Below are 26,889 nucleotides of genomic sequence, written 5' to 3' on the forward strand. Positions count from 1 at the left end.
TTATATTAATATCGAGAATATAAAATAGCAGTAATAATCAAAGAGATGCTTTCTTTTTATCTTACAAAATAGACAGGCTACGAGTAGGATAATCTCGACATAAAAATATTTTTATCCATTTATCAAATTAATATTTTTGTGTACCACTACGCAATTACTCCTTCATGTGGATGATATGAAACTGGAGCATCAATAATGGACTTTTCTTTTTCACCAAAATTGCTGGTTGTCGCGATGGCCGCAGCAATTCCCGTACTCGCCAGCGCTGCTGATACCCCTGCTTCCGCCACTATGCGTCAAGGCTTCGCAGGGTACGATCACCCTAATCAGTACCTTGTTACCCCGGCAACCAAAATTGCCGACAACCTGATGCCGGTTATGCAGCACCCGGCGCAGGACAAACAAACACAACAGAAACTGGCTGAGTTGCAAAAAAAAACCGGTAAAAAACCGAACGTCGTGATATTTATCCTCGACGATGTGGGCTGGATGGATGTCGGCTTTAACGGCGGTGGTGTGGCGGTGGGCAACCCAACGCCGGATATCGACGCCGTTGCCAGCCAGGGGTTAATCCTGACCTCTGCTTATTCACAACCAAGCTCTTCCCCCACCCGCGCCACGATTCTGACCGGGCAGTATTCCGTTCACCACGGCATTTTGATGCCACCCATGTACGGCATGCCTGGCGGGCTTGAAGGGCTGACTACGCTTCCACAGCTGTTGCACGATCAAGGCTACGTGACCCAGGCCATTGGTAAATGGCATATGGGGGAAAACGAAGGCTCGCAGCCGCAGAACGTCGGCTTTGATGATTTCCGTGGCTTCAACTCCGTGTCGGATATGTACACCGAGTGGCGTGACGTACATGTTAACCCGGAAGTCGCGCTCAGCCCGGCACGTTCGGAATACATCAAAAAACTGCCGTTCAGCAAAGATGATGTTCACGCTGTGCGCGGCGGTAAGCAAGAAGCGGTCGCTGATATCACGCCAAAATATATGGAAGATCTTGACCAGCGCTGGATGAAATACGGCGTCGACTTTATCAATAAGATGGCGAAAAGCGATAAACCGTTCTTCCTCTACTACGGTACACGTGGTTGCCACTTCGATAACTATCCAAATGCTAAATACGCGGGCAGCTCCCCGGCACGCACCTCCTACGGCGATTGCATGGTTGAGATGAACGACGTTTTCGCCAACCTGTATAAAACGCTGGAGAAAAATGGTCAACTGGACAACACGCTGATTGTCTTTACTTCCGACAATGGCCCGGAAGCGGAAGTTCCTCCACACGGACGTACACCGTTCCGCGGCTCTAAAGGATCAACCTGGGAGGGCGGCGTACGCGTACCCACCTTCGTTTACTGGAAAGGCATGATTCAGCCGCGTAAATCGGACGGTATTGTCGATCTGGCTGACCTCTTCCCCACCGCGTTGAGCCTTGCCGGTCACCCGGGTGCGGAGCTGACTAAACTGGTTCCTAAAACCACCTTTATTGACGGCGTGGATCAAACCTCGTTCTTCGTCGGTGATAATGGCCAGTCTAATCGTAAGGCTGAGCATTACTTCCTGAACGGTCAACTGGCGGCGATCCGTATGGATGAGTTCAAATACCATATGGTCATTCAGCAGCCGTATGCCTTTACCCAGAGCGGCTATCAGGGTGGCTTTACCGGGGCCGTGATGCAAACGGCCGGATCAATGGTATTTAATCTGTATACCGATCCGCAGGAGTCGGATTCTGTTGGCGTACGTCACATCCCGATGGGCGTACCGTTGCAGACCGAAGCCCATGCCTATATGGAAATTCTGAAGAAGTACCCACCTAAAGTGCAGGTTAAGCTGTAACGCTTATACAGGCCCGCCGAACCTCGGCGGGCTTTTTTTATTTTTGCGGAAAAATGAGATGTGCCTTCATGATATCGCTGGCCGGACGACCGCTGGCAAGCAGGTCGCGCATGGCGTTCAGATAGGGCGGCAAATGGCGGAAGTAGTGACGGAAACCCTCGCAGAGATAATTCATCTCGCCGTCATTTCCCGGCATAAAGCGATGCTTCGGACAGCCTCCCCAGCAGGCTCTTAATACCTCGCATTGCTGGCAGGCCATGGGTAAACGCGCATATTTATCCTGGCCAAACTGCTGCTGGGCGGATGAATCAATCATCTCTGCAAACGTATCATGATGAATGTTCCCCAGTTGAAATTCCGGGTAAACGTAGTGATCGCAGGCATAAACATCACCGTTATGCTCCACCACCACCGAGCGCCCGCAGGTGGGCTGATGATGGCATACGGCACCTGGCGCGCCGACAAAGTTGGCAAAAGCCCATTCAATGTTCATCACAAAGATAGTGCCAACATCACGCTGGATCCAGCTATCGAACACCGCCGTCAGAAACTCGCCATACTCTTTCGGGCGAACAGACCACGCCGTAACACCCTTTACCGCCTGTTCACTTCCCGGCCCGTGCAGAGAAAGCCCCACATTGGCTTCCCACGCCCCGGCATGTCGTTCAACCACGGGTATAAACTGGATGAACTTCACCCCGGCGTCGCAGAGAAAATCATAAACGTTGAGCGGTTCCAGCGCGCTATGCCGATTGACGCAGGCCAGCACGTTATAGTCGACGCCATGCTTTTGCAGCAACGACAGCGCGCGCATTACCAGTTTGTGCGTCGGTCTTCCACCTTTTGTCAGCCGATATGCGTTGTGAATATCCGCCGGACCATCCAGCGACAGGCCAATTAAAAAGTGGTTTTCACGGAAAAAAGTACACCACGCGTCATCCAGCAGCACGCCGTTGGTCTGGAAACTGTTGCTGATGCGTCGGCCTGCGCCATATTTCGCCTGTAACGCCACCGCGCGGCGGTAAAAGTCGAGACCTAAAAGCGTTGGCTCGCCTCCCTGCCAGGTAAATGCAACATCCGCCTGCCCTTCAACGGCAGCAATATAGTTTTTGATGTAGGCATCCAGCGTCGCATCGTTCATTCGCGAGCACGCGCTGGCGTCAGGATAGAGCGCCTGTTTTTCCAGGTAAAAACAGTAAGTACAGTTGAGGTTGCATTCGGATCCGCTGGGTTTCGCCATCGCATGAAACGCGCGGATTGGGATCTGTTGTGACATCGTCGCCATCCTTAAGCATCAGAATCCGCCATCATAGTGATGTGCAGCGCGGCGAAAGGGGCGTTTTTTGCGAATGGGGAGAAATTCAGAAATGTGCGCGACGCGCAGAAAACAAAAAACCCCGCCGAAGCGGGGTTCAAAATTGGTCGGCGAGAGAGGATTCGAACCTCCGACCCACTGGTCCCAAACCAGTTGCGCTACCAAGCTGCGCTACTCGCCGAAATACTGCTTTTTGAATTTTTAGTTCAATCTTTAAAGTCGTGGTGCGAGGGGGGGGACTTGAACCCCCACGTCCGTAAGAACACTAACACCTGAAGCTAGCGCGTCTACCAATTCCGCCACCTTCGCATTGTCACAACTTTTAAATAATGGGGTGGCTAATGGGATTCGAACCCACGACAACTGGAATCACAATCCAGGGCTCTACCAACTGAGCTATAGCCACCACTACAAATCTTTTACGCGGTCTTCAAAACCACCGCAGCTCCAGCACCGGGTAAATGGTGCGCCCGACAGGATTCGAACCTGAGACCTCTGCCTCCGGAGGGCAGCGCTCTATCCAGCTGAGCTACGGGCGCTTAGCGCCGTTGCGGGGTCGGATATTACGGACTTCCTACCCCGCTGTCTAGTGCCTTTTTAAAGAAAATTATCGTTTGCTCATGCTTTGTGCGTTTTGTCGCTTATTTCTCCACTTTTTGCAGATCTACGCCCCGATTCAGGCCAAAAACTTTATAAACCAGCGTGACAATCGCTAAAAAGAGAATGCCGACAACCAACGACAGGCGCGTATCTTCGTTGATTCCCATGCCGATCAGCACACAAACCAGGAACGCCATCGTTAAATAGTTGGCCCACGGGAAGAGCAGCGAGCGGAACGGATGGCTGGCAATCGCCTCTTTATGCGCGCGGCGGAAACGAATCTGACTAATCAGAATCACAAACCACGGTACCATCCCCGGCAGAACGCTGGCGCTATATACGTACACGAACACGCGCTGCGGGTTAGGAATAATGTAGTTGAGGCACGAGCCAATCAGCAGAATCACGATTGAGAGCGCCACGCCCGCTGCCGGAACGCCGCTACGCGATACTTTCGCCATTGCAGCCGGAAGCTGACGATTCTTCGCCAGCGCATAGAGCATACGGCCGCAGCTGTACATCCCGCTATTACAACCAGAAAGCGCCGCCGTCAGCACAACAAAGTTGATAATGCCCGCTGCAGCGGTAATCCCAATCTTCGCGAAGGTCAGAACAAACGGGCTGCCGTTGGTGCCGATTTCATTCCACGGGAAGATGGTGACAATGACAAAGATTGCGCCAACATAGAAAATCAGGATACGCCACAGCACTTTACCCACCGCGCTGCGCAGCGTGACCTGCGGGTTTTTCGCTTCACCTGCCGTCATGCCGATCAATTCAACGCCCTGATACGAGGCAACCACGATACAGAGCGCCGTCAGGAAGCCTTTCCAGCCGCCCGCAAAGAAGCCGCCGTGAGCCGTCAGGTTGTCGAAACCAATCGAGTGGCCGCCGTTACCAAAACCAAAGAAGATCACGCCGAGGCCAATCACAATCATCACAATAATGGTGGTGACTTTGATCATCGCAAACCAGAATTCGATTTCACCATACAGACGCACCGCAGCCAGGTTCGCCAGCGCCACCAGCCCGACAGCAATCAGCGCCGGTATCCACTGCGCCATCTCCGGGAACCAGAACTGTACATAGACGCCAATGGCGGTAATTTCCGAGATCCCCACCGCCATCCACATAAACCAGTAGGACCAGGCGGTGAGATAGCCAAAGAAGGGGCTCATATAGCGGTGCGCGTAAACGGCGAACGACCCGGTGACCGGCTCGATAAACAACATCTCGCCCATTGAGCGCATGATGAAGAAGACGAATATACCAGCCAGAATATAGGCCAGCAGTACCGACGGACCGGCCCACTTCAGCGTGCTTGCGGCGCCCATAAACAGGCCGACACCGATGGTGCCGCCAAGGGCGATTAATTCGATGTGACGGGCTTCCAGACCGCGCTGGAGCTCCGGTTTTTTCTCTGCCATAAATCCTCTTGTGTTTGCATGATTCCGGTCATTGCCGGTTATTTTTATGTGTATAACGCATTGCGTTGACGGGTAGGGAGATAACAAAAAACCGACGGATTTTCCATCAAGGGGGCGAATGGTTTAACAATTTTTGATAAATGGCAAATAAAGTATTAAAGATGTGAATGAATCGCGCAAATAGTGCACAACCATTCACATTTTCAGGAAGGGATTACAGCTGATTGGTATAGTGCCAGCGCAGATAGCGCAGCAGGCGAAGCTGGCGGGTAATGCGGCTTGGCTGTGAAAGCAGGCGATAAAGCCACTCCAGCCCCAGATTCTGCCAGAACTTCGGCGCGCGCTTAACGTGGCCAGTAAAGACATCGTAGGTGCCGCCCACGCCCATATAGAGCGCATCCGGATAGATTTCGCGACAGTCGCGCATCAGGATCTCCTGCTTAGGCGAGCCCATGGCAACGGTAACGATTTTCGCCCCGCTGTCGCGAATACGCTCAAACAGCGCCTGCCGTTGTTCTGGTTTAAAGTAACCGTCCTGCGTGCCGACCAGATTCACGTTCCACTGCTGATGCAGCTTCGCTTCCGTCTGTGCCATCACTTCCGGTTTGCCGCCCACCAGAAAGACGGGCGTACCCTCTCTGCCCGCCCGTTCCATTAAGGCTTCCCAGAGATCGGCCCCGGCAACGCGTGAAACGTCCGCCTGCGGATATTTTTTGCGTACCGAGCGCACCACGCTAATGCCATCGGCATATTTATATTCCGCTGCGTTAATGAGGGTACGGACCTCCGCGTTATCTTCCGCCGTGAGCATTTTCTCAGCGTTAATCGCCACCAGCGTACCGCTTTTGAGCTGCCCATCGGCATACAGAAAGTCCAGCGCATGTTGCATGTTGCGCCAGCCGACAAGCTTCAGACCGCGCAGCTCGTAGGTTGGCGCGGTATGTGAATCAGTCATGAGTATCCTTTTCAAACATGCTTAAACTGTTTAAATCGCTGGTGAACCAGCCCCGCGCTTTCAAACAGCCAGTACAACATTTTTGCCACCAGTAAACAGAGGCCGAAAACAATCAGGAAAAAGACCACGCGCGAAACGAATGAATCCAGCCCTTCCCTTGCCAGCACAATCATATTGAAGATAGCGCCAAAACAGAAACTGTGCAGAATGGCCGCTTTATAGCGGTTAGTCTCTTCATTGCCAAGCATGTAGAGCCAGTCGAACCATTTAATGATAAGCCCCACCACTACCGCGCCTGGTGGAATAAACCATACGCCGCCCATCACCACCAGCGACCCAATCAGCGTGGGTGAAATCGCCAGCCCGGAGTGGTTATTCAGGACTTCCCAGGTGAAGTAGTTAGCGGTATTGAGCACAATGCCTGGACGGTCCGGCCACAGCCAGGTCGGGATGAAAACATAGAAGTCGCGCGCAATCGGCGCCAGCCCCTGGAACTCGATTTTGTCGTAGTTCTGCAACAACAGCGCCAGGTTTTCCCACGGCGAGAAGGTGTCGCGCGTCAGATAGAGGAAAGTGTAAAACGCTTCGTCGCCGCTTACATTCATGCCATAGCGCTTCAGCGCCAGCCAGAACATGCCGACAATGCCCATTACGCCCGCTGCCACCAGCATCCACAGAGAGATCCAGCCGCGAATAATGCCGATAAACAGGAAGATGGCGAAGGCGATAATAATGTTCGCGCGCGTGCCGCCAACGATGGCGTAGGTCAGCAAACCAAATGCGACGGTGCTGAGCAGGAAGAAAATCCACGCTTTCCAGCCAGGACGCAGGAAGTACACCACCAGCATCGCCGGAATAAAGAAGTAAAAGAAACGCTTCAGCGCTACGCCGGAAACTTCACTGGAGAAAATCTGGCTGTACGAGCGCAGCTTAAACAGCAGGAAGCCGTTATGCATAAAGAAGATGCCAACGGTCAGCAGCGCCAGCCCCATCAGCAGGATCCACGTCAGGTTCGTTTCCACCCGGTTCATGGTAAACAGCGGCCTGCGCGGCGACGTGGACGAGGCCGGACGTAGGCGCGTTTTATAGCTGACATAGTACACGGCGTAGAAGCAGACTGACGCCAGCAGCGTTTGCAGCAGGACATCAGGCGGCGCAACACCGACATCGAAGCGGAACACCAGCGTACAGGTGAGCGGGAAGCCGAAGAAGAACGTCAGTAAAAACAGCAACGAGAAGAAAACGTTGAAGTTAAAACGCACCCGGCGGAATTCAAACCACGTGAGCGTGCCGATAAACAGCGATGACAGCAGCCAAACGACCAACAGGCCGGTGAATTGCATTTCCGTCATGTCGGCTCTCCGGCGGCTAAACGCAAGGCACAATGCCAGGGCGCAAGATAGTTCGGGCGGAAGAAAGCAATCGCACTTTTATCAACCAGCGCCAACTGACGCTGGGCCTCACGCACGACCGCTTCATCCAGCGCGTCTTCGGTAAACAGTACCGGGATGTGCTGCTCGGTCATATCCTGCCAGAAGGGATTCTGCCGGTTGAGCACGCAGGGTACGCCCGCCTGGATCAACAGACACAGCGTGCCAATGCCCTGCTGGCGGGCAAAAATAAAGTAGCCCAAATCGCAGCGGCGTAATAATGTCAGATAGTCATCGAACTCCAGCTTTTCGCTGAGGATTTGCAGATTTTCTTCGCTGAACAGCGCCAGACCCGCGGCACGGACCTCGCTAATATACGCATCGTTATTGGCCGGATAGCCCATCGGCACAATCACCGTGACCGTGTCGCCAAACTGCTGATGTACCGCCTTCAGCGCGGCGATATGTTCATTGCTGCGATCGCCGGAATTCCCCACCAGAATGGTAAGTTTTCCGCTACGCGGCGCATCCGGCGCCAGCGTATTTAAGGCCGGGTCCATACGAGTCGGGAAGTAGAGCAGCTCGCCGGGCACGCGCGGGTGCAAACGGGAAAAATAACTGAGATCGCCGCGCGTGGCGAACACTCGTCCCACTCGCCCCTGCGCCATGCGGCGCAATGGATAGAACAGACGGAACTTCAGCCCCTGAGAAACCTCGTAGAGATCCGCTCCCCAGATATGCCAGCTAACCTGCGCAGGTTTAATACCGCCGCTCAGCAACGCCAGCCACAAGCCAGTATTGAACTGACCGTGGAAAAAGAAATGCTGCGCGCGTGACGCCTTTGCCCGCGCGACGACTGCTTTCGCCAGCGTTGCTTTATCGGGGTAACACTCGATGGCCAGGGCAGGAAATGCCGCCGCAAGGCTTTCGTCGCGACTCACCACCATAAACCGACGCGCATGCTCACTTACGCTCGCCAGTTCCTCGGCAAAGAAACGCAGTACGGTCTGGTTGTGGTGAGGGATATCCGATCCCAGTACATGTATCAGTGCTGTCATAGCCGTTTACGCCAGATTAAAAACGCGCCGCAACAAAGGGCGAAATAAACAATGTAGGTTGCCATATAGGCTTGTGCCGCGCCCAGTGCGCCATGCGCCGGGATCAGCCAGTGTGAAAACGCCGTTAACAGCGTGAACTGGCTGATTTCCGCAAGGATATACAGGCGCAGAGACGCTTTGGCAATCACCAGATAACCGAATACGTAAGCCCCAACCTTCAGCACATCACCCACCAGCTGCCACGCAAACAGGTCGCGCATGGCGGCAAACTTCGCGGAGAAGAGCAGCCAGATGGCAAAATCACGCAACACCCAAACGGTAAAGCTCGCCGCCGCGACAGCGGGTAAGACAAACTTCAACGAACGAAGAATTTCGCGGGTGATCTCCGATTTTCCCGTTAAGCGCGATAACGTTGGCAGCAGATAGACGCTAAAAGACGCGGTAATAAATTGCAGATAGGCGTCAGAGATACTGCTCACCCCCTGCCAGATCCCCACTTCATCCCAGCTGTAATGCGCCGCCATCAGGTTTCGCATCATCACATATGCCACGGGCAGCGTGACCGAGGTGATGAGCGCCATCAGGGTGAATTTACCTAATTGCCCGGCAAGCCACTTGTCCCATTGCGGCTTCAGATATCCCCACGGAAGGGTACCACGGCGCGTCAACATCACCGCCGCCGGAATAACAATCAGCGCCGGCACCAGCGCCAGACCGAGCAGCGCGCCCTGATAGCCACCAAAGCGATAGCACGCGTAATAGGCCACGACGCCGATAACGCTCCCGGCAATCAGCGAAAGCGCATTGCCCGCCGCATCGCGAAAGCCTTTCATCAATGCCAGCAGCAGGTTCGCCCACGCGATGCCCATCTGCACCAGCGCAACCAGACGCACCAGTCCCTGATACTCCGTGTGACCAAACAGCCCCTGGCTGATAGGTGCGGCGGCCAACAGGAAAACAATGGCGAGCAGCGTGGAAAACCCCAGCACCATCGCTGACGACGTGCCGACCACTTTACGTAGCTGCGCCGGGTCATCATGATGCTGGGCAACAAATTTCGTTACGCCGTTAAAAATCCCTGCGCCCGCCAGCACGCCAAGCACCGTGACCATTTGACGGAAGTTACCCGCCTGCCCAACGCCTGACGGCCCGAATGACACCGCCAGCAGTTTAACCACCAGCAGGCCAACGCCAATTTTTACCAGTGTGGACGCGGCGGTCCACATAGAAGCTTTAGCCAGCGACATATCAGGCGAAGTAATTCAGCAGCGTGTTGATCACCGTTCGCTGATTGACCGCCGCCAGATTGTAGAACAACGGCAGACGGAGCAAGCGCTCGCTTTCCTGAGTAGTGAAACGATCTTCTCCATGGAATTCACCAAACTTCTCACCCGCCGGGCAAGTGTGCAGCGGAATGTAATGGAATACCGCCAGAATCTCTGCTTCTTTCAGGAAGGCGATAAGCTTGCTGCGATCGTCGTTATCGCGCAGCTTGATATAGAACATGTGCGCATTGTGGCCGCAGTTTTCCGGCACCGAGGGCAGCTCAATTCGCCCGGCTTTCGCCAGTGGTTGCAGCGCATCATAGTAGGTTTGCCACAGCGCCAGACGCTGCTGGTTGATGCGCTCAGCGGCTTCCAGTTGCGCCCATAAATAGGCCGCCTGCAAATCAGACATCAGGTAGCTGGAGCCAATATCGCGCCAGGTGTATTTGTCCACCAGGCCACGGAAAAACTGGCTGCGGTTGGTGCCTTTCTCGCGGATGATCTCCGCGCGTTCTACCAGCGCTTTATCGTTGATTAACGTCGCGCCACCTTCCCCGCCCGCGGTGTAGTTTTTCGTTTCATGGAAGCTAAAGCAGCCGATATGACCGATAGATCCCAGCGCGCGGCCTTTGTAGGTCGACATCACCCCCTGCGCGGCGTCTTCAACGACAAACAAATTATGCTTTTTCGCGATGGCCATAATGGTGTCCATCTCACAGGCCACACCTGCGTAATGCACCGGCACAATCGCGCGGGTTTTATCGGTGATCGCCGCTTCAATCAGCGTTTCGTCGATATTCATGGTGTCTTTGCGCACATCGACAAAGACGATTTTGGCCCCACGCAGCACAAACGCGTTGGCGGTGGAAACGAAGGTGTAGCTGGGCATGATCACTTCATCGCCCGGCTGGATATCCAGCAGCAGCGCCGCCATCTCCAGCGATGCGGTGCAAGACGGCGTCAGCAGCACTTTCGCACTACCAAAATGCTGCTCCATCCACTGCTGGCAGCGACGGGTAAAACCGCCATCGCCGCACAGTTTGCCGCTAGCCATCGCGGATTGCATATAGTCGAGTTCGGTTCCCACCACCGGCGGGGCGTTAAATGGAATCATGGTGTCACCTGTATAACCAGTATGCGGTGCTGACAATATTCGCCCCGCTTTGAATGTAGCGTTTCAGTGCGGCGGTGTTGCCGATTTGCGTCGCCACCCGCAACGTCGACAGGCCGCGATTTTGTGCCCAGCACAGTGCCGCCAGCATTAATTCTGCTCCCGCGCCGCGCCCGGCCAAAAGGCCAATACGCGCCTCACTGGCGTTCACTTCACGCAGGGAAACAAATGCGCGGATCGTGCCGTCATCACGTCGAAAAACCAGACATTGATCGTCGAACGTACCTTTTACTGCGTTTTCAATCCACTGCGCGTAAAACCGCCCGCTGGCGTCGATGGCATACCACGGCGCGCGAAAACGACTTTGGGCGAATGCCTGCGCGGCAAGCTGGCGGAGTTGTGGAATATCGTCAACCGTCGCCACCCCGGCAGATGAACGGGCAACGGTGGTTACCGTCAGCGCCAAATCCACCTCGCCCTCCACCAGTTGAAAACCCAACTGTTGTAACGCATCCAGTTGGTCCGTCTGATGGGCGGCAATTTTCGCCTGTACGCGTGACCAGCCGTCCAGCGCTTCAGGCGTCAACGGCGCGGCCTGTTCGTCAAAAATAACCTTCGCGCTGTTAATGCCGAAGAACTGGTTCTCCCAGCTCAGCGGTTCAATACTGGCGTGGACGGGCACGAAGCAGCTCCAGCAGATATTGGCCGTAGCCCGTTTTGGCAAGCTGAGCAGCAGCGCGTTTAACGCCTTCGTCGTCCAGCCAGCCGTTGCGCCAGGCGATCTCTTCCAGACAGGCGATTTTGAACCCCTGTCGTTTTTCAACCGTCTGTACGAACATGCTCGCTTCAATCAGGCTGTCATGCGTGCCGGTATCGAGCCAGGCAAAGCCACGCCCCAGCAACTCGACCGTGAGTTTCCCTTCATCCAGGTACATCTGGTTGATAGAGGTAATCTCCAGCTCACCGCGCTCGGAAGGTTTTACCCGTTTCGCATACTCCACCACATTACTGTCGTAGAAATAGAGGCCGGTTACTGCCCAATTGGATTTTGGCTGCTTCGGTTTTTCTTCCAGCGAAATCGCGCGGAAGTTGTCGTCAAATTCCACCACACCGAAACGTTCCGGGTCCATCACCTGATAGCCAAAGACCGTTGCGCCTTCGCTTCGCGTAGCGACGGTGCGTAGTTTCGGGCTAAAGCCCTGGCCAAAGAAGATGTTATCGCCCAGCACCAGGCAAGAAGGTTCACCATTGAGGAACGTTTCGCCAATGATAAACGCCTGCGCCAGCCCATCCGGGCTCGGCTGTTCAGCATATTCGAGATGAATACCGAATTCGCTGCCGTCGCCCAGCAGGCGCTGGAAATAGCCTTTATCTTCAGGCGTGGTAATAATCAGGATTTCGCGGATCCCTGCCAGCATCAGCACAGACAGCGGATAGTAAATCATCGGCTTATCATAGACAGGCAGTAGCTGTTTCGATACGCCGCGCGTAATAGGATGCAGGCGAGTACCAGACCCGCCAGCCAGAATAATACCTTTCATCCGTTTTCTCCTCCGGGTTAACCCTTCAGACCCAAACGTTCGCCCTGGTAGCTGCCGTCCTGCACCTGTTTCCACCAGGTTTCGTTGGCAAGATACCATTGCACGGTTTTGCGCATTCCGCTTTCGAACGTCTCTTCAGGCACCCAGCCCAGTTCACGTTCGATTTTCGACGCATCGATTGCATAACGCAGGTCGTGCCCCGGACGGTCGGCAACATAAGTAATGAGATCGCGATAGTGTGCAACGCCCTGCGGCTTGTGTGGCACCAGCTCTTCAAGCAGGGCACAAATAGTCTCAACCACCTCAAGGTTTTTACGCTCATTATGGCCGCCAATATTGTAGGTTTCGCCTACGGCACCCTCCGTCGCTACCCGATAAAGCGCGCGCGCATGGTCATCCACATACAGCCAGTCGCGGATCTGCTGACCATTGCCGTACACAGGAAGCGGTTTTCCCGCCAGCGCGTTGAGGATCATTAACGGGATCAGTTTTTCCGGGAAGTGATACGGGCCATAGTTGTTGGAACAGTTGGTGATGAGCGTGGGCAGACCATAGGTACGCAGCCATGCGCGCACCAGATGGTCGCTGCTTGCCTTCGACGCGGAATAAGGGCTACTGGGCGCGTACGGTGTGGTTTCGGTAAAGAAATCATCCACGGAATGCAGGTCGCCATACACTTCATCGGTCGAGATATGATGGAAGCGAAACGCCGATTTCTTTTCTTCTGCCAGCGTATTCCAGTAGCTTCTCGCCACTTCCAGCAGTGTATAGGTGCCGACGATATTGGTTTCGATAAAAGCGGCCGGGCCGTCGATCGAACGATCGACATGGCTCTCTGCCGCCAGATGCATTACCGCATCAGGCTGGTATTCGCTAAAGACGCGCGTGAGCGCCGCACTGTCACAGATATCGACCTGCTCAAACGCAAAACGCTCACTGTTGGCAACAGGAGCCAGCGACGCCAGATTTCCCGCATAGGTGAGTTTATCGACGACCACGACGGCATCCGCCGTCTGTTCGATAATATGCCGCACGACCGCGGAGCCGATAAAACCGGCCCCGCCGGTGACCAGAATCCGTTTCAACGCCACACCCCTTTCGCATCAACGATAAAGGATTGCGTCACGCTCTCGGCGGCGATGGCTTTAAATTCATTGTGATCAACCAGCATGACGATCACGTCTGCCTGAGACAGCGCGTCAGCGGTGGAAACCAGCGAACACAGTCCGTCGAGTTTTTTCGGCAATTGATGAATATTCGGTTCAACGACCAGCGTTTCACCGGCATGCCATTGGGCAATCAGTTCGGCGATTTCCATGGCCGGGCTTTCACGCAGGTCATCAATGTTCGGTTTAAATGCCAGGCCGAAGCAGGCAATTTTCAGTTCGCTGGCGCGTTTGTTGGTTGCCGCCAGGCAATCCGCCACGTTGGCTTTGACCTGGTCAATCACCCAGAATGGTTTGTGATCGTTCACTTCACGAGCGGTGCGAATCAGACGCGCCTGCTGCGGGTTCTGTGCCACGATAAACCACGGGTCGACGGCGATGCAGTGGCCGCCAACACCCGGACCTGGTTGCAAAATGTTTACGCGCGGGTGGCGGTTCGCAAGGCGAATCAGTTCCCAGACGTTGATGCCCTGATCGGCGCAAATCAGCGACAGTTCGTTGGCAAAGGCGATATTCACGTCTCGGAAGCTGTTTTCTGTCAGCTTGCACATCTCCGCCGTGCGGGCGTTGGTCACCACGCATTCGCCTTCGAGGAAAATGTTGTACAGCTCGCTGGCGCGCGCGGAACACACCGGCGTCATACCACCAATGACGCGGTCATTTTTGATGAGTTCGACCATCACCTGCCCCGGCAATACGCGCTCCGGGCAGTAGGCGATGTTGATATTCGCCTGCTCACCTGCCTGCTGCGGGAAGGTGAGGTCCGGGCGCAAATCAGCCAGCCAGGCGGCCATTTGCTCCGTCGCGCCCACCGGGGAGGTCGACTCGAGGATCACCAGTGCGCCTTTTTTCAGCACCGGCGCAATCGACTTCGCCGCCGCTTCAACAAAGACCATATCCGGCTCATGATCGCCTTTAAACGGCGTCGGCACAGCAATCAGGTACGCGTCGGCTTCAACAGGCGTGGTGGTCGCACGCAGGTGGCCTGCGCTTACCGCTGTCTTAACAACGTTGTCGAGATCGGGCTCAACAATATGAATTTCGCCACGGTTAATCGTATCAACCGCGTGCTGGTTGATATCCACGCCGATGACCTGTTTTTCCCGTGATGCAAAGGCCGCAGCAGTAGGGAGGCCAATATAGCCAAGACCAATTACCGAGATGGTAGAGAAACTCATAGCGTTACCTGATTATTTTTGAGGGCTGATAAGATACGTTCACACGCCTGGCCATCACCATATGGGTTATGTGCCCGGCTCATCGCCTGATATTCGTTTTCATCGCACAGTAGCCGTGACACTTCTTCGACAATCTTACGGCTGTCTGTGCCCACCAGACGCACCGTACCGGCATCAATGGCTTCCGGGCGCTCGGTAGCGTCACGCATCACCAGCACCGGTTTACCCAACGACGGCGCTTCCTCCTGAATCCCGCCGGAATCCGTGAGGATAAGCCAGGCGTGATTCATCAACCAGACGAAAGGCAGGTAATCCTGCGGCTCAATCAGAATGACGTTGTCGACATGGCCCAGAATGCGGTTCACGGGCTCACTCACGTTCGGATTCAAGTGCACAGGATAAACAATTTGCACATCCGGATGGGTAGCCGCGATTTCGGCCAGCGCATGGCAGATGTGTTCAAATCCACGGCCAAAACTTTCGCGGCGATGGCCGGTAACCAGAATCATCTTTTTACCGTTGGCTAAGAAAGGATAACGCTGTGACAACGTATTGCGCAGCGTTTCATTGCTCAGCACGCGATCGCGCACCCAAAATAGCGCATCAATGACCGTGTTGCCGGTGACAAAAATACGGGTGTCAGCAATGTTCTCTTTCAGCAGATTCTGGCGCGACGTTTCCGTTGGCGCGAAGTGATACATGGCCAGATGCCCGGTCAGGGTACGGTTGGCTTCCTCCGGCCACGGTGAGTAGAGATTACCCGTCCGCAGCCCGGCTTCAACGTGACCGACCGGAATACGTTGATAGAAAGCGGCCAGACTCGCAGCCACGGTGGTGGTGGTGTCGCCGTGCACCAGCACGACGTCCGGTTTAAATGATTCCAGAACCGGTTTTAATCCTTCCAGGATTCGGCAGGTAATTTCTGTCAGCCCCTGACCCGGACGCATAATGTTGAGGTCGTAATCAGGGACAATGGAGAAGAGATTTAGCACCTGATCGAGCATCTCGCGATGCTGTGCGGTGACACAGACTTTGGCCTCAAAATGAGGATCTCTTGCCAGCGCATGAACCAGAGGCGCCATCTTGATCGCCTCCGGACGCGTACCAAATACAGTCAGTACTTTCACATCGATTCTCTTCGATTGGATGAGACAGGCCCATCGTCCTTCATTATGACGATGCAGTTACTGGACGCGACGACGCGTCAGCGCAACACCCGCACCGACCAGCGCACCCACGATACCCCACATCACCATCAGGAATGCGCGGCGTGGACTGGTGCGTTTTACAGGTTCTTCTGGCGTACGCAAATAACGATATGTCTGAAAGCGCGGGTCGAGTGTTGGGCCAACATTGAGCGTGTTGAGCATGGCGCGACCCTGATCGTAATCCAGATCGTAAGTCGGCCCGCTGGCCTGAAGGTTTTCCAGACGCGCCTGCAACATCGGGCGGCCCAGCATGAACAGTTCGGAATCCGGGAGTTCCTCGGCGGGAACGTCCGTTTCACTGCGTGAAATATTGTGTTGCTCCGCGACTTTCAGCGCAGATTCTACACTATGGATGCGGCGTTTAAAGATGGTCTGCGCCACTTCTTCCTGGCGTTTGACCTGCGCTTTCATCTGGATAGTGCGTGCCGCCCAGGCGCCTTTAAGCTCATCGTTAAGATGACCCGCCGCGCGCTGGCTGGCAAATGCCACGTACTGACGCAACAGGTTGTTGGCGTCCGGCGCGGTTTCCGCCGTCAGCTTCACACTGTCGCTCACGCTTTTCAGCACGTCGCCCGGCATAAACTGAATGTCGTTAATCAAATCATCAAGCAACGCCGCGTCGGCGCGAGAATTCCCCACCATGCGCTGCTTGTAGTAATCGGTCTGCGACCAGAAATCGCGACGCGTATCCCATGAGGCGAGTTGCATGATGAACTCTTTATACGCCTCATCCATTACCGAAGGCTGGATAGTGCCTGCCGGACTCGCCTTCGCATCAAGATTACGCAGGAATTGCTGCTGGGAATAGTAGCCGCCCAGCATGTTCACCGTTGGGCGATCGGTGATCGCCGTAGCGCTCCACTCCTGACGGGCAAAAAAGGTATAAATCAGGACGATGACGGCAAACAAAACCGCAAAGCCAATAATCCAACGTTTTCCCGACCACAACGCGCGAAACAGACCGCGAATATCCAGTTCATTCTCAGCACCTTGCAGCGGCGCTTTCGGTAATGGTTGAGTCATTACATCCCCAGTATTACTTGGTTAAGTTTTGTGTTTTGCCACTGTTGCGGCGCATTCTGCGCTTCACGCGTTTGATAAAACGCGCCACTTTCCACGCTCTTTTGATGCAGTAACCATACAGGAAAAAAGCAGCCAAAAATAATATCAGCATGGCCCATTCCGGCACGATGTGAGTATACTCCGCGGCCACACCAATGGAGGCCAGAAGCGCAGCGGCAAGCGTAATTAGGACAAATGCCTGACGGGAAGTAAAACCGGCTCGCATGATCAGGTGATGAATGTGCTGACGGTCTGGAGAGAATGGGCTCATCCCTTTGCGCAGACGACGATACATGATGGCAACCATGTCCATCAACGGAATCGCAATAATCCACAAGGCCGTAACCGGACTAATCGGGTGACGCTGCCCCTGCGTGGTTTCCAGCAGGATCCAGATAACGGTAAAGCCGATAAGCGTACTGCCCGCATCCCCCATAAAGACTTTATAACGGCGGCCAAGGATACCGAGGTTGAGCATGATATACGGCAGGATGGCGGCAATCATCGCAAAGCACCACATCGCCAGGCTGGTCTGTCCGTCAAACCACAGAATCAGCCCCATCGCCGCAAAGGAGACACAGGAAAGCCCGCCCAGCAGGCCATCAATACCATCCACCATATTAAAGGCGTTGATGGCGGCCCACACGGCGAATAGCGTCAGGAAGAAACCAAACGGCCCCAGCACCAGTTCCCATGAACCGAAGATATAACCGAGGCTACTGAGATAGAGTTTGCCCACCACCATCATCACGATGCCGATCAGCGCCTGAATCGTGGCGCGGATTTTCACGCTGATATCAAAGCGGTCATCCAGCGCGCCGATAAACACCAGAACACCGGCACAGGCCAGGTAGAGTCCAGCGTGAGGGATGTAGTAATCCACGATACCGAAGGTGAAGCAGATCCCTGCGTACACAGAAATCCCGCCAACCAACGGAATTAATCCCTGGTGACGCTTACGGTAGTTAGGTTTGTCCACCAAACCCACTTTTTTTGCCGCTTTACGTGCAAAAAAGAGGAACAGGGTTGTGAACAAGAAAATACTGATCAGATCAGCACCGACGGTCAGCAAACTCACAATATATACTCGCAGAGAATATTAATAGCGAAAGTATACCCACGATAGGCCTTCATCAGAAGAGGAAGTCGGATGAGATTTGCCTAAAATCGACTGATTTACAACCAATTCTACAAACAAAGCAATCCTGTCGCCGTTAAGGATAACTATCAGTGATAAATTTGTTATTAATTGACAGTATGGAAGCGAAAAACAAAAACGCCACGCTAAGCGTGGCGTTTTTCTACTCAACGATGTTTACGAACGTTTCATCATGTCGAAGAAGTCGTCGTTGGTTTTGGTCATCGCCAGTTTATTGATGAGGAATTCCATGGCATCGATTTCGCCCATCGGGTGAATGATTTTGCGCAGGATCCACATTTTCTGCAGCTCTTCCTGGGTGGTGAGCAGCTCTTCTTTACGGGTACCGGAACGGTTGTAGTCGATAGCCGGGAAGACGCGTTTTTCAGCAATCTTACGAGAGAGGTGCAGTTCCATGTTGCCTGTACCTTTAAACTCTTCGTAGATAACTTCGTCCATTTTGGAGCCGGTATCAATAAGCGCCGTTGCGATGATGGTCAGGCTGCCGCCCTCTTCCACGTTACGCGCCGCACCGAAGAAGCGTTTCGGACGATGCAGGGCGTTGGCGTCCACACCACCGGTCAACACTTTACCGGAAGCCGGAACGACGGTGTTGTAAGCACGCGCCAGACGGGTGATGGAGTCGAGCAGAATGATAACGTCTTTCTTGTGCTCAACCAGGCGTTTCGCCTTCTCGATAACCATTTCCGCAACCTGAACGTGGCGAGATGCCGGTTCATCAAAGGTAGAAGCGACAACTTCACCTTTTACCAGACGCTGCATCTCGGTGACTTCTTCCGGACGTTCGTCAATCAGCAGTACCATCAGTACGCAGTCTGGATGGTTGTAAGCGATGCTCTGCGCGATGTTCTGCAGCAGCATGGTTTTACCGGCTTTCGGCGGCGCGACAATCAGACCACGCTGACCACGGCCAATTGGCGAGGCCAGATCCAGCACACGTGCGGTTAAATCTTCGGTAGAACCGTTACCACGTTCCATGCGCAGACGAGAGTTTGCGTGCAGTGGGGTCAAGTTCTCGAACAGGATCTTGTTGCGCGAGTTTTCCGGCTTATCGTAGTTAACTTCGTTAACTTTCAACAGCGCAAAGTAACGCTCACCCTCTTTCGGAGGACGAATCTTACCAGAGATGGTATCACCTGTGCGGAGGTTGAAACGGCGGATTTGGCTGGGGGAAACGTAGATGTCATCAGGACCGGCGAGGTAGGAGCTGTCTGCAGAGCGGAGGAAACCAAATCCATCCTGCAATATCTCCAGTACGCCATCACCAAAGATATCTTCGCCACTCTTTGCGTGCTGCTTCAGGATGGCAAAAATAATGTCCTGCTTGCGCATACGAGCCTGGTTTTCCAGCCCCATATTTTCGCCGAGAGTGATCAGCTCAGAAACCGGCGTATTCTTTAATTCGGTAAGATTCATAATGGTGTGGGTTCTTAAACTCGGGGTAATACTCGAACTTAATGTTGTGAATGGTATGGCAGGGTCATCCATGCCTGTTTACGGCCATCAACTCATGTCTGTTCGCGGTCTGGTAACAAGAGCGTACACAGAGCTGAAACGACAAGACGGAAAGAGTGACAAGCCAGGAATCTGTCAACTTCACGCGTTGTACCAACGGGAAGTATCGGGTCGAACAAGATTCAAACAAAGATATGTTTAAAACGAAGTCAAAGTTAACTTAGCACGACTGAAGCCGGGCGTCCAGAGTCCTGGCTATTTTAGGACCACTGCACGCCCGTTTAAGGATCTCTTACGCCAGGTTAGCGTCGAGGAACTCTTTCAGCTGACCTTTGGACAGTGCGCCCACTTTGGTTGCAGCCACTTCGCCGTTCTTGAACAGCAGCAGGGTTGGGATACCACGAATGCCATACTTCGGCGCGGTGCCCGGGTTCTGATCGATGTTCAGTTTAGCAACGGTCAGTTTACCCTGATACTCGTCAGCGATTTCATCCAGAATCGGGGCGATCATTTTGCACGGACCACACCACTCTGCCCAGAAATCGACGAGTGTCAGCCCGTCAGCTTTGAGTACGTCCGTGTCAAAACTGTCGTCAGTCAGGTGAATAATTTTATCGCTCATATATAACTCCACAGGAATAAGCCTGATGTGTTGTGTAGCATTAATCAACGGCGTGTTGATTCTACTTTCGCCAACAAAGGTTGACGTTATTTCACCGGATACGCTTTCTTAATGCAATAGTAAGCTGATATTCTACCACACTATGAGCAAAACACATTTAACAGAACAGAAGTTTTCCGACTTCGCCCTGCACCCGAAGGTGATTGAAGCCCTTGAAACTAAAGGGTTTCATAATTGTACGCCCATTCAGGCACTCGCACTCCCGCTGACGCTGGCGGGCCGTGATGTTGCCGGGCAGGCGCAAACCGGTACCGGGAAAACGATGGCGTTTCTGACGTCGACGTTTCATTATCTTCTTTCTCACCCGGCAATTGCTGACCGCCAGGTGAACCAACCGCGCGCGCTGATCATGGCGCCGACGCGTGAGCTCGCCGTGCAGATTCACGCCGATGCCGAGCCGCTGGCTCAGGCAACGGGCCTGAAACTGGGGCTGGCCTACGGTGGCGACGGCTACGATAAACAGCTGAAAGTGCTGGAAAGCGGCGTCGATATTCTTATCGGCACCACTGGCCGTCTGATCGACTACGCGAAGCAAAACCATATTAACCTCGCGGCAATTCAGGTTGTTGTGCTGGACGAAGCCGATCGCATGTACGATCTGGGCTTCATTAAAGATATTCGCTGGCTGTTCCGTCGTATGCCGCCAGCCAACCAGCGCCTGAACATGCTGTTCTCTGCCACCCTTTCTTACCGTGTTCGCGAACTGGCGTTCGAACAGATGAACAACGCCGAATACGTTGAAGTCGAGCCTGAGCAGAAAACGGGCCACCGTATTAAAGAAGAGCTTTTCTATCCGTCTAACGAAGAAAAAATGCGTTTGCTGCAAACGCTGTTAGAAGAAGAGTGGCCAGATCGCACCATTATCTTCGCCAACACCAAGCACCGTTGTGAAGATATCTGGGGAAGCCTGGCGGCAGATGGCCATCGCGTAGGTCTGCTGACCGGCGATGTGGCGCAGAAAAAACGCCTGCGTATTCTCGAAGAATTTACCCGTGGCGACCTCGATATTCTGGTTGCGACCGACGTTGCTGCGCGCGGCCTGCATATTCCTGCCGTTACGCACGTCTTTAACTACGATCTTCCGGACGACTGCGAAGACTACGTTCACCGCATTGGCCGTACCGGTCGCGCGGGCGCGCGCGGTCACTCCATCAGCCTCGCCTGTGAAGAGTACGCGCTGAACCTGCCGGCGATTGAGGCCTATATCGGCCACTCCATTCCGGTCAGTAAGTACAATCCTGATGCGCTGTTAACCGAACTGCCGAAACCGTTACGTCTGACGCGCGTGCGTCAGGGCAATGGTCCGCGCCGTTCCGGTGCGCCGCGTAATCGTCGTCGTTCAGGTTAAAAGAATATGCCCAGCTCCACCTCGCTGTATGCAGCTATAGACCTTGGTTCCAATAGTTTCCATATGCTGGTTGTTCGTGAGGTGGCTGGAAGTATTCAGACGCTGACGCGCATCAAGCGCAAAGTCCGTCTGGCTGCTGGCCTCAGCAGCGACAATATTCTGTCGGCAGAAGCGATGGAGCGTGGATGGCAATGCCTGCGCCTGTTTGCCGAACGTTTACAGGATATTCCCCAACCGCAAATCCGCGTCGTCGCAACCGCGACGCTTCGTCTGGCCGTTAATGCACAAGATTTCCTCGATAAAGCGCAGGACATTCTTGGCTGCCCGGTGCAGGTGATTCGCGGTGAAGAAGAAGCGCGCCTGATTTATCAGGGTGTGGCGCATACCACCGGCGGCGACGATCGTCGTCTGGTCGTCGATATCGGCGGCGCCAGTACCGAGCTGGTCACGGGCAAAGGTGCGCAAACCACTTCGCTGTTCAGCCTGTCGATGGGTTGCGTTACCTGGCTTGAGCGTTTCTTTACCGATCGTAATCTGGCGCAGGAAAACTTCGACGAAGCGGAAAAAGCCGCGCGCGATGTGCTCCGTCCGGTCGCTGATGAGCTGCGCATGCACGGCTGGAAAGTGTGCGTAGGAGCGTCGGGTACGGTACAGGCGTTGCAGGAAATCATGATGGCGCAGGGGATGGACGAGCGCATCACGCTTGCCAAACTTCAGCAGTTAAAACAACGCGCGATTCAGTGTGGACGTCTGGAAGAGCTGGAAATTGAAGGCCTTACGCTGGAACGCGCGTTAGTGTTCCCGAGCGGTCTGGCGATTTTAATCGCCATTTTCACTGAACTGAATATCCAGTGTATGACGCTGGCCGGTGGTGCCCTGCGTGAAGGCCTGGTTTACGGCATGCTTCACCTGGCTGTGGATGAAGACATCCGCAGCCGCACGCTGCGCAACGTGCAGCGCCGGTTTATTGTCGATACCGAACAGGCGGCGCGCGTGTCGCAACTGGCATCTCACTTCGCCGATCAAGTAGAAAGTCTGTGGGATATTGAGCCATTAAGCCGCGAACTGCTGCTCAGTGCATGCCATCTTCATGAAATTGGTTTGAGCGTCGATTTCAAACAAGCGCCAGCACATGCGGCGTATCTGGTACGCAATCTTGATTTGCCAGGCTTTACGCCCGCGCAGAAAAAACTGCTGGCGACGCTGCTGCTCAACCAAACCAATGCTATCGATCTCTCGTCGCTGCATCAGCAAAATGCCGTGCCGCCACGCGTGGCCGAGCATCTGTGTCGTCTGCTGCGCCTGGCGATTATCTTTGCTAACCGCCGCCGCGACGATCTTTTGCCGCAAATCACGATTACAGCCAATGAAGAGACGTTAACGCTGAGACTACCTGCGGGCTGGCTGGAACATCATCCGTTGGGTAAAGAGATTGTCGATCAGGAGTGTCAGTGGCAGAGCTATGTGCACTGGCCTTTGATCGTGCAGTAAGAAAGCAGATGTCGGATGGCGCTTCGCTTATCCGACCGACAGAGAAATTTTGCTATATCAATAAGTTGTAAGCCGGGTCATCACCCGGCATTGTTTTATTGACCGCGTTTTGCCGCCATCATCGCTTTCAGATTCGCCAGATGGCTCTGCCCTTTCTGCATCCGCTCTTCCGCGCTGACCACTTTCCGTTCCTGCTCCCACTGTAAATCATCCTGCGGAAGTTCCAGTAAAAAGCGGCTCGGCTCCGGGCGCACCAGTTCGCCGTACTGACGGCGCTCTTTGCACAGGGTAAAGATCAGCTCCTTCTGCGCGCGGGTAATGCCCACGTAGGCCAGGCGGCGCTCTTCATCAACGTTATCTTCATCGATACTGCTCTGATGCGGCAATAATCCCTCTTCCATCCCGACCAGGAACACATACGGGAATTCCAGGCCTTTAGACGCGTGCAGGGTCATCAGTTGCACCTGATCCAGCTCTTCCTCGCTTTCCCCGCGCTCCATCATATCGCGCAGCGTAAAACGGGTGACCACTTGCGTCAGGGTCATCGGCTCGTCGATTTCGCTGCCTTCCAGCATTTCCGTCATCCAGCCAAACAGCGTATTGACGTTTTTCATGCGCATTTCGGCGGCTTTTGGGCTGGAGGAGGTTTCAAACAGCCAGGACTCGTAATCAATACCGTGGATAAGGTCGCGCACCGCCGCGATAGGCTCACGTTCAGACAGGCGCTGCACTTCGCCCAGCCAGTGGGTGAATCGGGTTAAGGATTCGTACCCGCGCCCGGTGAGCGTCTGCGTCAGGCCCATATCAAAGCTGGCGGCAAACAGACTTTTGTTGCGAGTCATCGCCCACTCACCCAGCTTTTGCATGGTTGCCGCACCGATTTCACGCTTTGGCGTGTTAACGATACGCAGGAACGCGCTGTCGTCGTCCGGGTTGGTCAGCACGCGTAAATAGGCCAGCAGATCTTTAATTTCCGGACGCGAGAAAAACGACGTGCCGCCGGAAATTTTATACGGGATGCGGTTCTGCATCAGGAATTTTTCGAACACCCGCGACTGATGGTTGCCGCGATAAAGGATGGCGTAATCCTTATACTGCGTTTTGTTCACGAAGTGATGGGCGATCAGCTCGCCGGTTACGCGCTCGGCTTCATGCTCTTCATTGTTGGCGCTCAGCACTTTGAGCTCTTTCCCATAACCCAGCTCAGAGAAGAGACGTTTTTCAAAAACATGCGGGTTATTGGCGATCAGGATATTCGCCGCTTTCAGGATGCGACCGGAGGAACGGTAGTTTTGCTCAAGCTTAATCACCTGTAGCGCCGGGAAATCCTGGCTCAGCAGCACCAGGTTTTGCGGACGCGCGCCGCGCCAGGAGTAAATCGACTGGTCATCGTCGCCCACCACTGTAAAACGCGCCCGTTGCCCCACCAGCAGCTTCACCAGTTCATACTGGCTGGTGTTGGTATCCTGATATTCATCCACCAGCAGATAACGAATTTTATTCTGCCAGCGCTCGCGCACCTCTTCATTACGTTGCAGCAGCAGCGTTGGCAGCAAAATCAGGTCATCAAAGTCGAGCACATTGCACGCTTTCATATGCGCGTCGTACAGGCCATAGCAGTGGGCAAAAATACGATCCCGCTCGCCTTTCGCGCCAGCCGCCGCCTGCGCGGGTGATTTCAGATCGTTTTTCCAGTTGGAGATCGTCGAGATCAACTGTTGCAACTGCACTTTATCGTCTTCAATCAACCCTTCGGTGAGATCCTTCAGCAGGGCGACCTGATCCGTATCGTCAAAGAGAGAGAAGTTGGATTTCATTCCCAATGCGGCATATTCGCGTTTGATGATGTCCAGCCCGAGGGTGTGGAACGTCGAGATCATCAGGCCACGCGCCTCTTTGCGCCCCAGCGTCTGCGCGACACGCTCTTTCATCTCGCGCGCCGCCTTATTGGTAAAGGTGACCGCAGCAATGTGTCGCGCCTGATAGCCGCATTGGTGGATCAGGTGGGCGATTTTATTGGTGATCACGCGAGTCTTACCGGAACCCGCGCCCGCCAGCACCAGGCAGGGGCCGGTAACGAATTCGACAGCGTGTTGTTGGCCGGGGTTTAAACGCATAGGAATATTGCTCAGTCTTCGAACGGGGGGAGGATTGTAGCAGAAAGTAGGCAGGGAGTGTCGACCGGTAACCGCGGCTACGTGGCCGCGGGGTTACATCAAATATTAATCCTGAAGAGAAGCTTCAAATTCAGCTCGATTCCAGAGACCAAAGTATAAATGCTCGCTCCAGTAACCTACACCGGCAGGATATCCATCGTCACTACGATCATAATTTTTATTCAGTTGGAGCAGGCTGAAAGGAACCATCGCCAGACCAGCAGAAAACTCACCCGCATGACGCATCTGTTCCACTGCTTCATCAACATTATCTGAAAGCGCCTTCACCGCGATTCCAGCCATAAAGCAATTGGATAGTTCATCCTTAACTCTCTGTTCAAGTCCCGCCTCACTGATTTCCGTCATCATATCCAGCTCAATCGTCTCAAGTAACAGATACCTATTACGATGGGACTCCAGGAAATCCAGAGCTTCGGTGATTTCTTCAGAGAGATAAGGTGCTTCGGCGGCAGGGATAGCGGCCTTCAGAACGGTAAAAAATTTCTTTAACCTTGCGAAGCCAATCTCAAAGTCACTACTAATGGCATGCAGCTTCGTTTTTTCTCCAGCAGGCTCTTCGTCGAAACCGTCAGAAATGAGTGAAGCGCAAAGTTGAGGATCGCCTGACATCAGAATGCGATAGGAAAGAGGAACAAGATAACCCCATTCAGACAAACTGGATACACTTTCAGGACGATCGGAATAAGAGGTGGGGCGGTTACTCAGGCTATACAGATAGGCACGATTGGCCATCGCTAACTCCTTGCGAATAATTTCAATACGAAATAATAAGCATACTCTCTTTGGATTATTGTTGTATAACGCAGGGATCACAAATTCTATACGAGGCCACCATGGCAAAGAGCGCCGCAGCCCTGCATATCCTGGTCAAAACCGAAAAACTCGCCCTTGAAATCCTCGCCAAGCTGGATCGCGGCGTCAGCTTTGACCATCTGGCAAAACGCTATTCGAGCTGCCCGTCCGGGCGCAACGGCGGCGATTTAGGCGAATTCAAGCAAGGCATGATGGTGAAACCGTTCGATGACGCCGTCTTCAGTTGCCCACTGCTGAAACCTTACGGGCCGGTGAAAACCAAATTTGGCTATCACATCATCAAGGTGTTATATCGCCGATAACGCATGCTAAAATCGCCAGCCTAATTGACCCCTTTCGAAGGCGCATATCATGGCAAAAACAGCAGCAGCACTGCATATCCTGGTTAAAGATGAGAAAACCGCTCTGGATCTTCTGGAGCAAATTAAAAACGGCGCCGATTTCGGCAAGCTGGCGAAGAAGCACTCTATTTGCCCGTCAGGCAAACGCGGTGGTGATTTAGGTGAATTCCGTCAGGGGCAGATGGTTCCGGCGTTCGATAAAGTGGTGTTCTCTTGCCCGGTGCTGGAGCCAACCGGCCCACTGCACACCCAGTTCGGCTATCACATCATTAAGGTGCTGTACCGTAACTAATGCCCCTCACCCTAACCCTCTCCCTGT

General features: G+C 54.0%; 23 protein-coding genes and 4 tRNA genes. 5 read left to right on the forward strand and 22 right to left on the reverse strand.

Annotated features, from left to right (window positions below):
• The first annotated feature begins 195 nt into the window (after positions 1–195).
• Positions 196–1,848: an arylsulfatase gene (locus NMC31_RS23730; protein ID WP_253899287.1), complete on the forward strand. Its 1,653-nt coding sequence runs from the start codon at positions 196–198 to the stop codon at positions 1,846–1,848.
• A 37-nt stretch (positions 1,849–1,885) separates the two neighbouring features.
• Here the strand turns inward: NMC31_RS23730 and NMC31_RS23735 are convergent, their stop codons facing one another.
• From NMC31_RS23735 to trxA, 20 genes are all read right to left on the reverse strand, one after another.
• Positions 1,886–3,124 carry an anaerobic sulfatase maturase gene (locus tag NMC31_RS23735; protein WP_253899288.1) on the reverse strand — a complete coding sequence of 413 codons (1,239 nt, stop codon included), beginning with the start codon at positions 3,122–3,124 and terminating at the stop codon, positions 1,886–1,888.
• A gap of 143 nt (positions 3,125–3,267) precedes the next feature.
• A tRNA-Pro gene (locus NMC31_RS23740) sits at positions 3,268–3,344 on the reverse strand.
• Between the two features lie 41 nt (positions 3,345–3,385).
• Positions 3,386–3,472: transfer RNA gene (locus tag NMC31_RS23745), tRNA-Leu, on the reverse strand.
• 21 nt (positions 3,473–3,493) lie between these two features.
• Positions 3,494–3,569: transfer RNA gene (locus NMC31_RS23750), tRNA-His, on the reverse strand.
• 56 nt (positions 3,570–3,625) lie between these two features.
• Positions 3,626–3,702 (reverse strand) — tRNA-Arg (locus NMC31_RS23755).
• A 102-nt stretch (positions 3,703–3,804) separates the two neighbouring features.
• On the reverse strand, positions 3,805–5,190 hold the full coding sequence (gene thrP, locus NMC31_RS23760) for a bifunctional threonine/serine APC transporter ThrP (RefSeq protein ID WP_149464874.1): 1,386 nt from the start codon (positions 5,188–5,190) through the stop codon (positions 3,805–3,807).
• 214 nt (positions 5,191–5,404) lie between these two features.
• Positions 5,405–6,145: a lipopolysaccharide N-acetylmannosaminouronosyltransferase gene (gene wecG, locus NMC31_RS23765; RefSeq protein WP_253899289.1), complete on the reverse strand. Its 741-nt coding sequence runs from the start codon at positions 6,143–6,145 to the stop codon at positions 5,405–5,407.
• Between the two features lie 11 nt (positions 6,146–6,156).
• Positions 6,157–7,497 carry an ECA oligosaccharide polymerase gene (wzyE, locus tag NMC31_RS23770; protein ID WP_149464872.1) on the reverse strand — a complete coding sequence of 447 codons (1,341 nt, stop codon included), beginning with the start codon at positions 7,495–7,497 and terminating at the stop codon, positions 6,157–6,159.
• Positions 7,494–8,573 carry a TDP-N-acetylfucosamine:lipid II N-acetylfucosaminyltransferase gene (locus NMC31_RS23775; RefSeq protein WP_149464871.1) on the reverse strand — a complete coding sequence of 360 codons (1,080 nt, stop codon included), beginning with the start codon at positions 8,571–8,573 and terminating at the stop codon, positions 7,494–7,496. Before NMC31_RS23775 ends, wzyE begins: the two co-directional genes overlap by 4 nt.
• A complete protein-coding gene (wzxE, locus tag NMC31_RS23780; protein WP_149464870.1) occupies positions 8,570–9,820 on the reverse strand; it encodes a lipid III flippase WzxE in 1,251 nt (416 codons plus the stop codon). The genes NMC31_RS23775 and wzxE overlap by 4 nt, the downstream gene beginning before the upstream one ends.
• A gap of 1 nt (position 9,821) precedes the next feature.
• Complete coding sequence (gene rffA / locus NMC31_RS23785; protein ID WP_253899290.1) at positions 9,822–10,952, reverse strand: dTDP-4-amino-4,6-dideoxygalactose transaminase; 1,131 nt, start codon at positions 10,950–10,952, stop codon at positions 9,822–9,824.
• Between the two features lie 4 nt (positions 10,953–10,956).
• On the reverse strand, positions 10,957–11,631 hold the full coding sequence (gene rffC, locus NMC31_RS23790; protein ID WP_253899291.1) for a dTDP-4-amino-4,6-dideoxy-D-galactose acyltransferase: 675 nt from the start codon (positions 11,629–11,631) through the stop codon (positions 10,957–10,959).
• Positions 11,609–12,490, reverse strand: a complete 882-nt coding sequence (rfbA, locus tag NMC31_RS23795; RefSeq protein WP_253899292.1) for a glucose-1-phosphate thymidylyltransferase RfbA — start codon at positions 12,488–12,490, stop codon at positions 11,609–11,611. Before rfbA ends, rffC begins: the two co-directional genes overlap by 23 nt.
• A gap of 17 nt (positions 12,491–12,507) precedes the next feature.
• Positions 12,508–13,575: a dTDP-glucose 4,6-dehydratase gene (rffG, locus tag NMC31_RS23800; protein WP_253899293.1), complete on the reverse strand. Its 1,068-nt coding sequence runs from the start codon at positions 13,573–13,575 to the stop codon at positions 12,508–12,510.
• Positions 13,572–14,834: a UDP-N-acetyl-D-mannosamine dehydrogenase gene (gene wecC, locus NMC31_RS23805; RefSeq protein WP_253899294.1), complete on the reverse strand. Its 1,263-nt coding sequence runs from the start codon at positions 14,832–14,834 to the stop codon at positions 13,572–13,574. Before wecC ends, rffG begins: the two co-directional genes overlap by 4 nt.
• On the reverse strand, positions 14,831–15,961 hold the full coding sequence (wecB, locus tag NMC31_RS23810; protein ID WP_253899295.1) for a non-hydrolyzing UDP-N-acetylglucosamine 2-epimerase: 1,131 nt from the start codon (positions 15,959–15,961) through the stop codon (positions 14,831–14,833). The genes wecC and wecB overlap by 4 nt, the downstream gene beginning before the upstream one ends.
• 57 nt (positions 15,962–16,018) lie before the next feature.
• Entirely contained in the window at positions 16,019–17,065 is a 1,047-nt protein-coding gene (gene wzzE / locus NMC31_RS23815; RefSeq protein ID WP_149464863.1) for an ECA polysaccharide chain length modulation protein, read from the reverse strand.
• Between the two features lie 13 nt (positions 17,066–17,078).
• Positions 17,079–18,182, reverse strand: a complete 1,104-nt coding sequence (wecA, locus tag NMC31_RS23820) for a UDP-N-acetylglucosamine--undecaprenyl-phosphate N-acetylglucosaminephosphotransferase (protein WP_149464862.1) — start codon at positions 18,180–18,182, stop codon at positions 17,079–17,081.
• A gap of 237 nt (positions 18,183–18,419) precedes the next feature.
• Positions 18,420–19,679, reverse strand: coding sequence for a transcription termination factor Rho (gene rho / locus NMC31_RS23825; protein WP_001054528.1), 1,260 nt, complete (start codon positions 19,677–19,679; stop codon positions 18,420–18,422).
• 331 nt (positions 19,680–20,010) lie between these two features.
• Complete coding sequence (gene trxA / locus NMC31_RS23830; protein ID WP_004386384.1) at positions 20,011–20,340, reverse strand: thioredoxin TrxA; 330 nt, start codon at positions 20,338–20,340, stop codon at positions 20,011–20,013.
• Between the two features lie 142 nt (positions 20,341–20,482).
• On the opposite strand from trxA, the gene rhlB reads away from it, so the two are divergent.
• Both rhlB and gppA read left to right on the forward strand, forming a co-directional pair.
• Positions 20,483–21,748 (forward strand): ATP-dependent RNA helicase RhlB, encoded by a 1,266-nt coding sequence (rhlB, locus tag NMC31_RS23835; protein ID WP_149464860.1) that lies wholly within the window; start codon positions 20,483–20,485, stop codon positions 21,746–21,748.
• A 6-nt stretch (positions 21,749–21,754) separates the two neighbouring features.
• Positions 21,755–23,239 (forward strand): guanosine-5'-triphosphate,3'-diphosphate diphosphatase, encoded by a 1,485-nt coding sequence (gene gppA / locus NMC31_RS23840; protein WP_253899296.1) that lies wholly within the window; start codon positions 21,755–21,757, stop codon positions 23,237–23,239.
• 95 nt (positions 23,240–23,334) lie between these two features.
• On the opposite strand, the gene rep is transcribed toward gppA, so the two are convergent.
• Positions 23,335–25,356, reverse strand: a complete 2,022-nt coding sequence (rep, locus tag NMC31_RS23845; protein ID WP_253899297.1) for a DNA helicase Rep — start codon at positions 25,354–25,356, stop codon at positions 23,335–23,337.
• A 105-nt stretch (positions 25,357–25,461) separates the two neighbouring features.
• The gene (locus NMC31_RS23850) at positions 25,462–26,148 is read right to left on the reverse strand and encodes a DUF7822 domain-containing protein (protein WP_253899298.1); all 687 of its coding nucleotides are present in this window, start codon (positions 26,146–26,148) and stop codon (positions 25,462–25,464) included.
• Between the two features lie 101 nt (positions 26,149–26,249).
• Between NMC31_RS23850 and ppiC (NMC31_RS23855) the strand changes: the two genes are divergently transcribed.
• The gene (gene ppiC, locus NMC31_RS23855; protein WP_015966459.1) at positions 26,250–26,531 is read left to right on the forward strand and encodes a peptidylprolyl isomerase PpiC; all 282 of its coding nucleotides are present in this window, start codon (positions 26,250–26,252) and stop codon (positions 26,529–26,531) included.
• Between the two features lie 49 nt (positions 26,532–26,580).
• Positions 26,581–26,862: a peptidylprolyl isomerase PpiC gene (gene ppiC, locus NMC31_RS23860; RefSeq protein WP_108476931.1), complete on the forward strand. Its 282-nt coding sequence runs from the start codon at positions 26,581–26,583 to the stop codon at positions 26,860–26,862.
• Positions 26,863–26,889 lie beyond the last annotated feature (27 nt).

The sequence above is a fragment of the Pseudocitrobacter vendiensis genome, from assembly GCF_943590815.1.
Taxonomy (GTDB): Bacteria; Pseudomonadota; Gammaproteobacteria; order Enterobacterales; family Enterobacteriaceae; genus Pseudocitrobacter; species Pseudocitrobacter vendiensis.

What these genes read in the sequence shown, in the direction of transcription:
- wecC (WP_253899294.1), bottom strand. Translation starts at nt 14,834, where the DNA reads ATGAGTTTCTCTACCATCTCGGTAATTGGTCTTGGCTATATTGGCCTC.
- rhlB (WP_149464860.1), top strand. Translation starts at nt 20,483, where the DNA reads ATGAGCAAAACACATTTAACAGAACAGAAGTTTTCCGACTTCGCCCTG.
- NMC31_RS23735 (WP_253899288.1), bottom strand. Translation starts at nt 3,124, where the DNA reads ATGTCACAACAGATCCCAATCCGCGCGTTTCATGCGATGGCGAAACCC.
- rffA (WP_253899290.1), bottom strand. Translation starts at nt 10,952, where the DNA reads ATGATTCCATTTAACGCCCCGCCGGTGGTGGGAACCGAACTCGACTAT.
- ppiC (WP_108476931.1), top strand. Translation starts at nt 26,581, where the DNA reads ATGGCAAAAACAGCAGCAGCACTGCATATCCTGGTTAAAGATGAGAAA.
- NMC31_RS23730 (WP_253899287.1), top strand. Translation starts at nt 196, where the DNA reads ATGGACTTTTCTTTTTCACCAAAATTGCTGGTTGTCGCGATGGCCGCA.
- rfbA (WP_253899292.1), bottom strand. Translation starts at nt 12,490, where the DNA reads ATGAAAGGTATTATTCTGGCTGGCGGGTCTGGTACTCGCCTGCATCCT.
- wzzE (WP_149464863.1), bottom strand. Translation starts at nt 17,065, where the DNA reads ATGACTCAACCATTACCGAAAGCGCCGCTGCAAGGTGCTGAGAATGAA.
- thrP (WP_149464874.1), bottom strand. Translation starts at nt 5,190, where the DNA reads ATGGCAGAGAAAAAACCGGAGCTCCAGCGCGGTCTGGAAGCCCGTCAC.
- ppiC (WP_015966459.1), top strand. Translation starts at nt 26,250, where the DNA reads ATGGCAAAGAGCGCCGCAGCCCTGCATATCCTGGTCAAAACCGAAAAA.
- wzxE (WP_149464870.1), bottom strand. Translation starts at nt 9,820, where the DNA reads ATGTCGCTGGCTAAAGCTTCTATGTGGACCGCCGCGTCCACACTGGTA.
- rep (WP_253899297.1), bottom strand. Translation starts at nt 25,356, where the DNA reads ATGCGTTTAAACCCCGGCCAACAACACGCTGTCGAATTCGTTACCGGC.
- wecG (WP_253899289.1), bottom strand. Translation starts at nt 6,145, where the DNA reads ATGACTGATTCACATACCGCGCCAACCTACGAGCTGCGCGGTCTGAAG.
- gppA (WP_253899296.1), top strand. Translation starts at nt 21,755, where the DNA reads ATGCCCAGCTCCACCTCGCTGTATGCAGCTATAGACCTTGGTTCCAAT.
- NMC31_RS23850 (WP_253899298.1), bottom strand. Translation starts at nt 26,148, where the DNA reads ATGGCCAATCGTGCCTATCTGTATAGCCTGAGTAACCGCCCCACCTCT.
- trxA (WP_004386384.1), bottom strand. Translation starts at nt 20,340, where the DNA reads ATGAGCGATAAAATTATTCACCTGACTGACGACAGTTTTGACACGGAC.
- wzyE (WP_149464872.1), bottom strand. Translation starts at nt 7,497, where the DNA reads ATGACGGAAATGCAATTCACCGGCCTGTTGGTCGTTTGGCTGCTGTCA.
- NMC31_RS23775 (WP_149464871.1), bottom strand. Translation starts at nt 8,573, where the DNA reads ATGACAGCACTGATACATGTACTGGGATCGGATATCCCTCACCACAAC.
- rho (WP_001054528.1), bottom strand. Translation starts at nt 19,679, where the DNA reads ATGAATCTTACCGAATTAAAGAATACGCCGGTTTCTGAGCTGATCACT.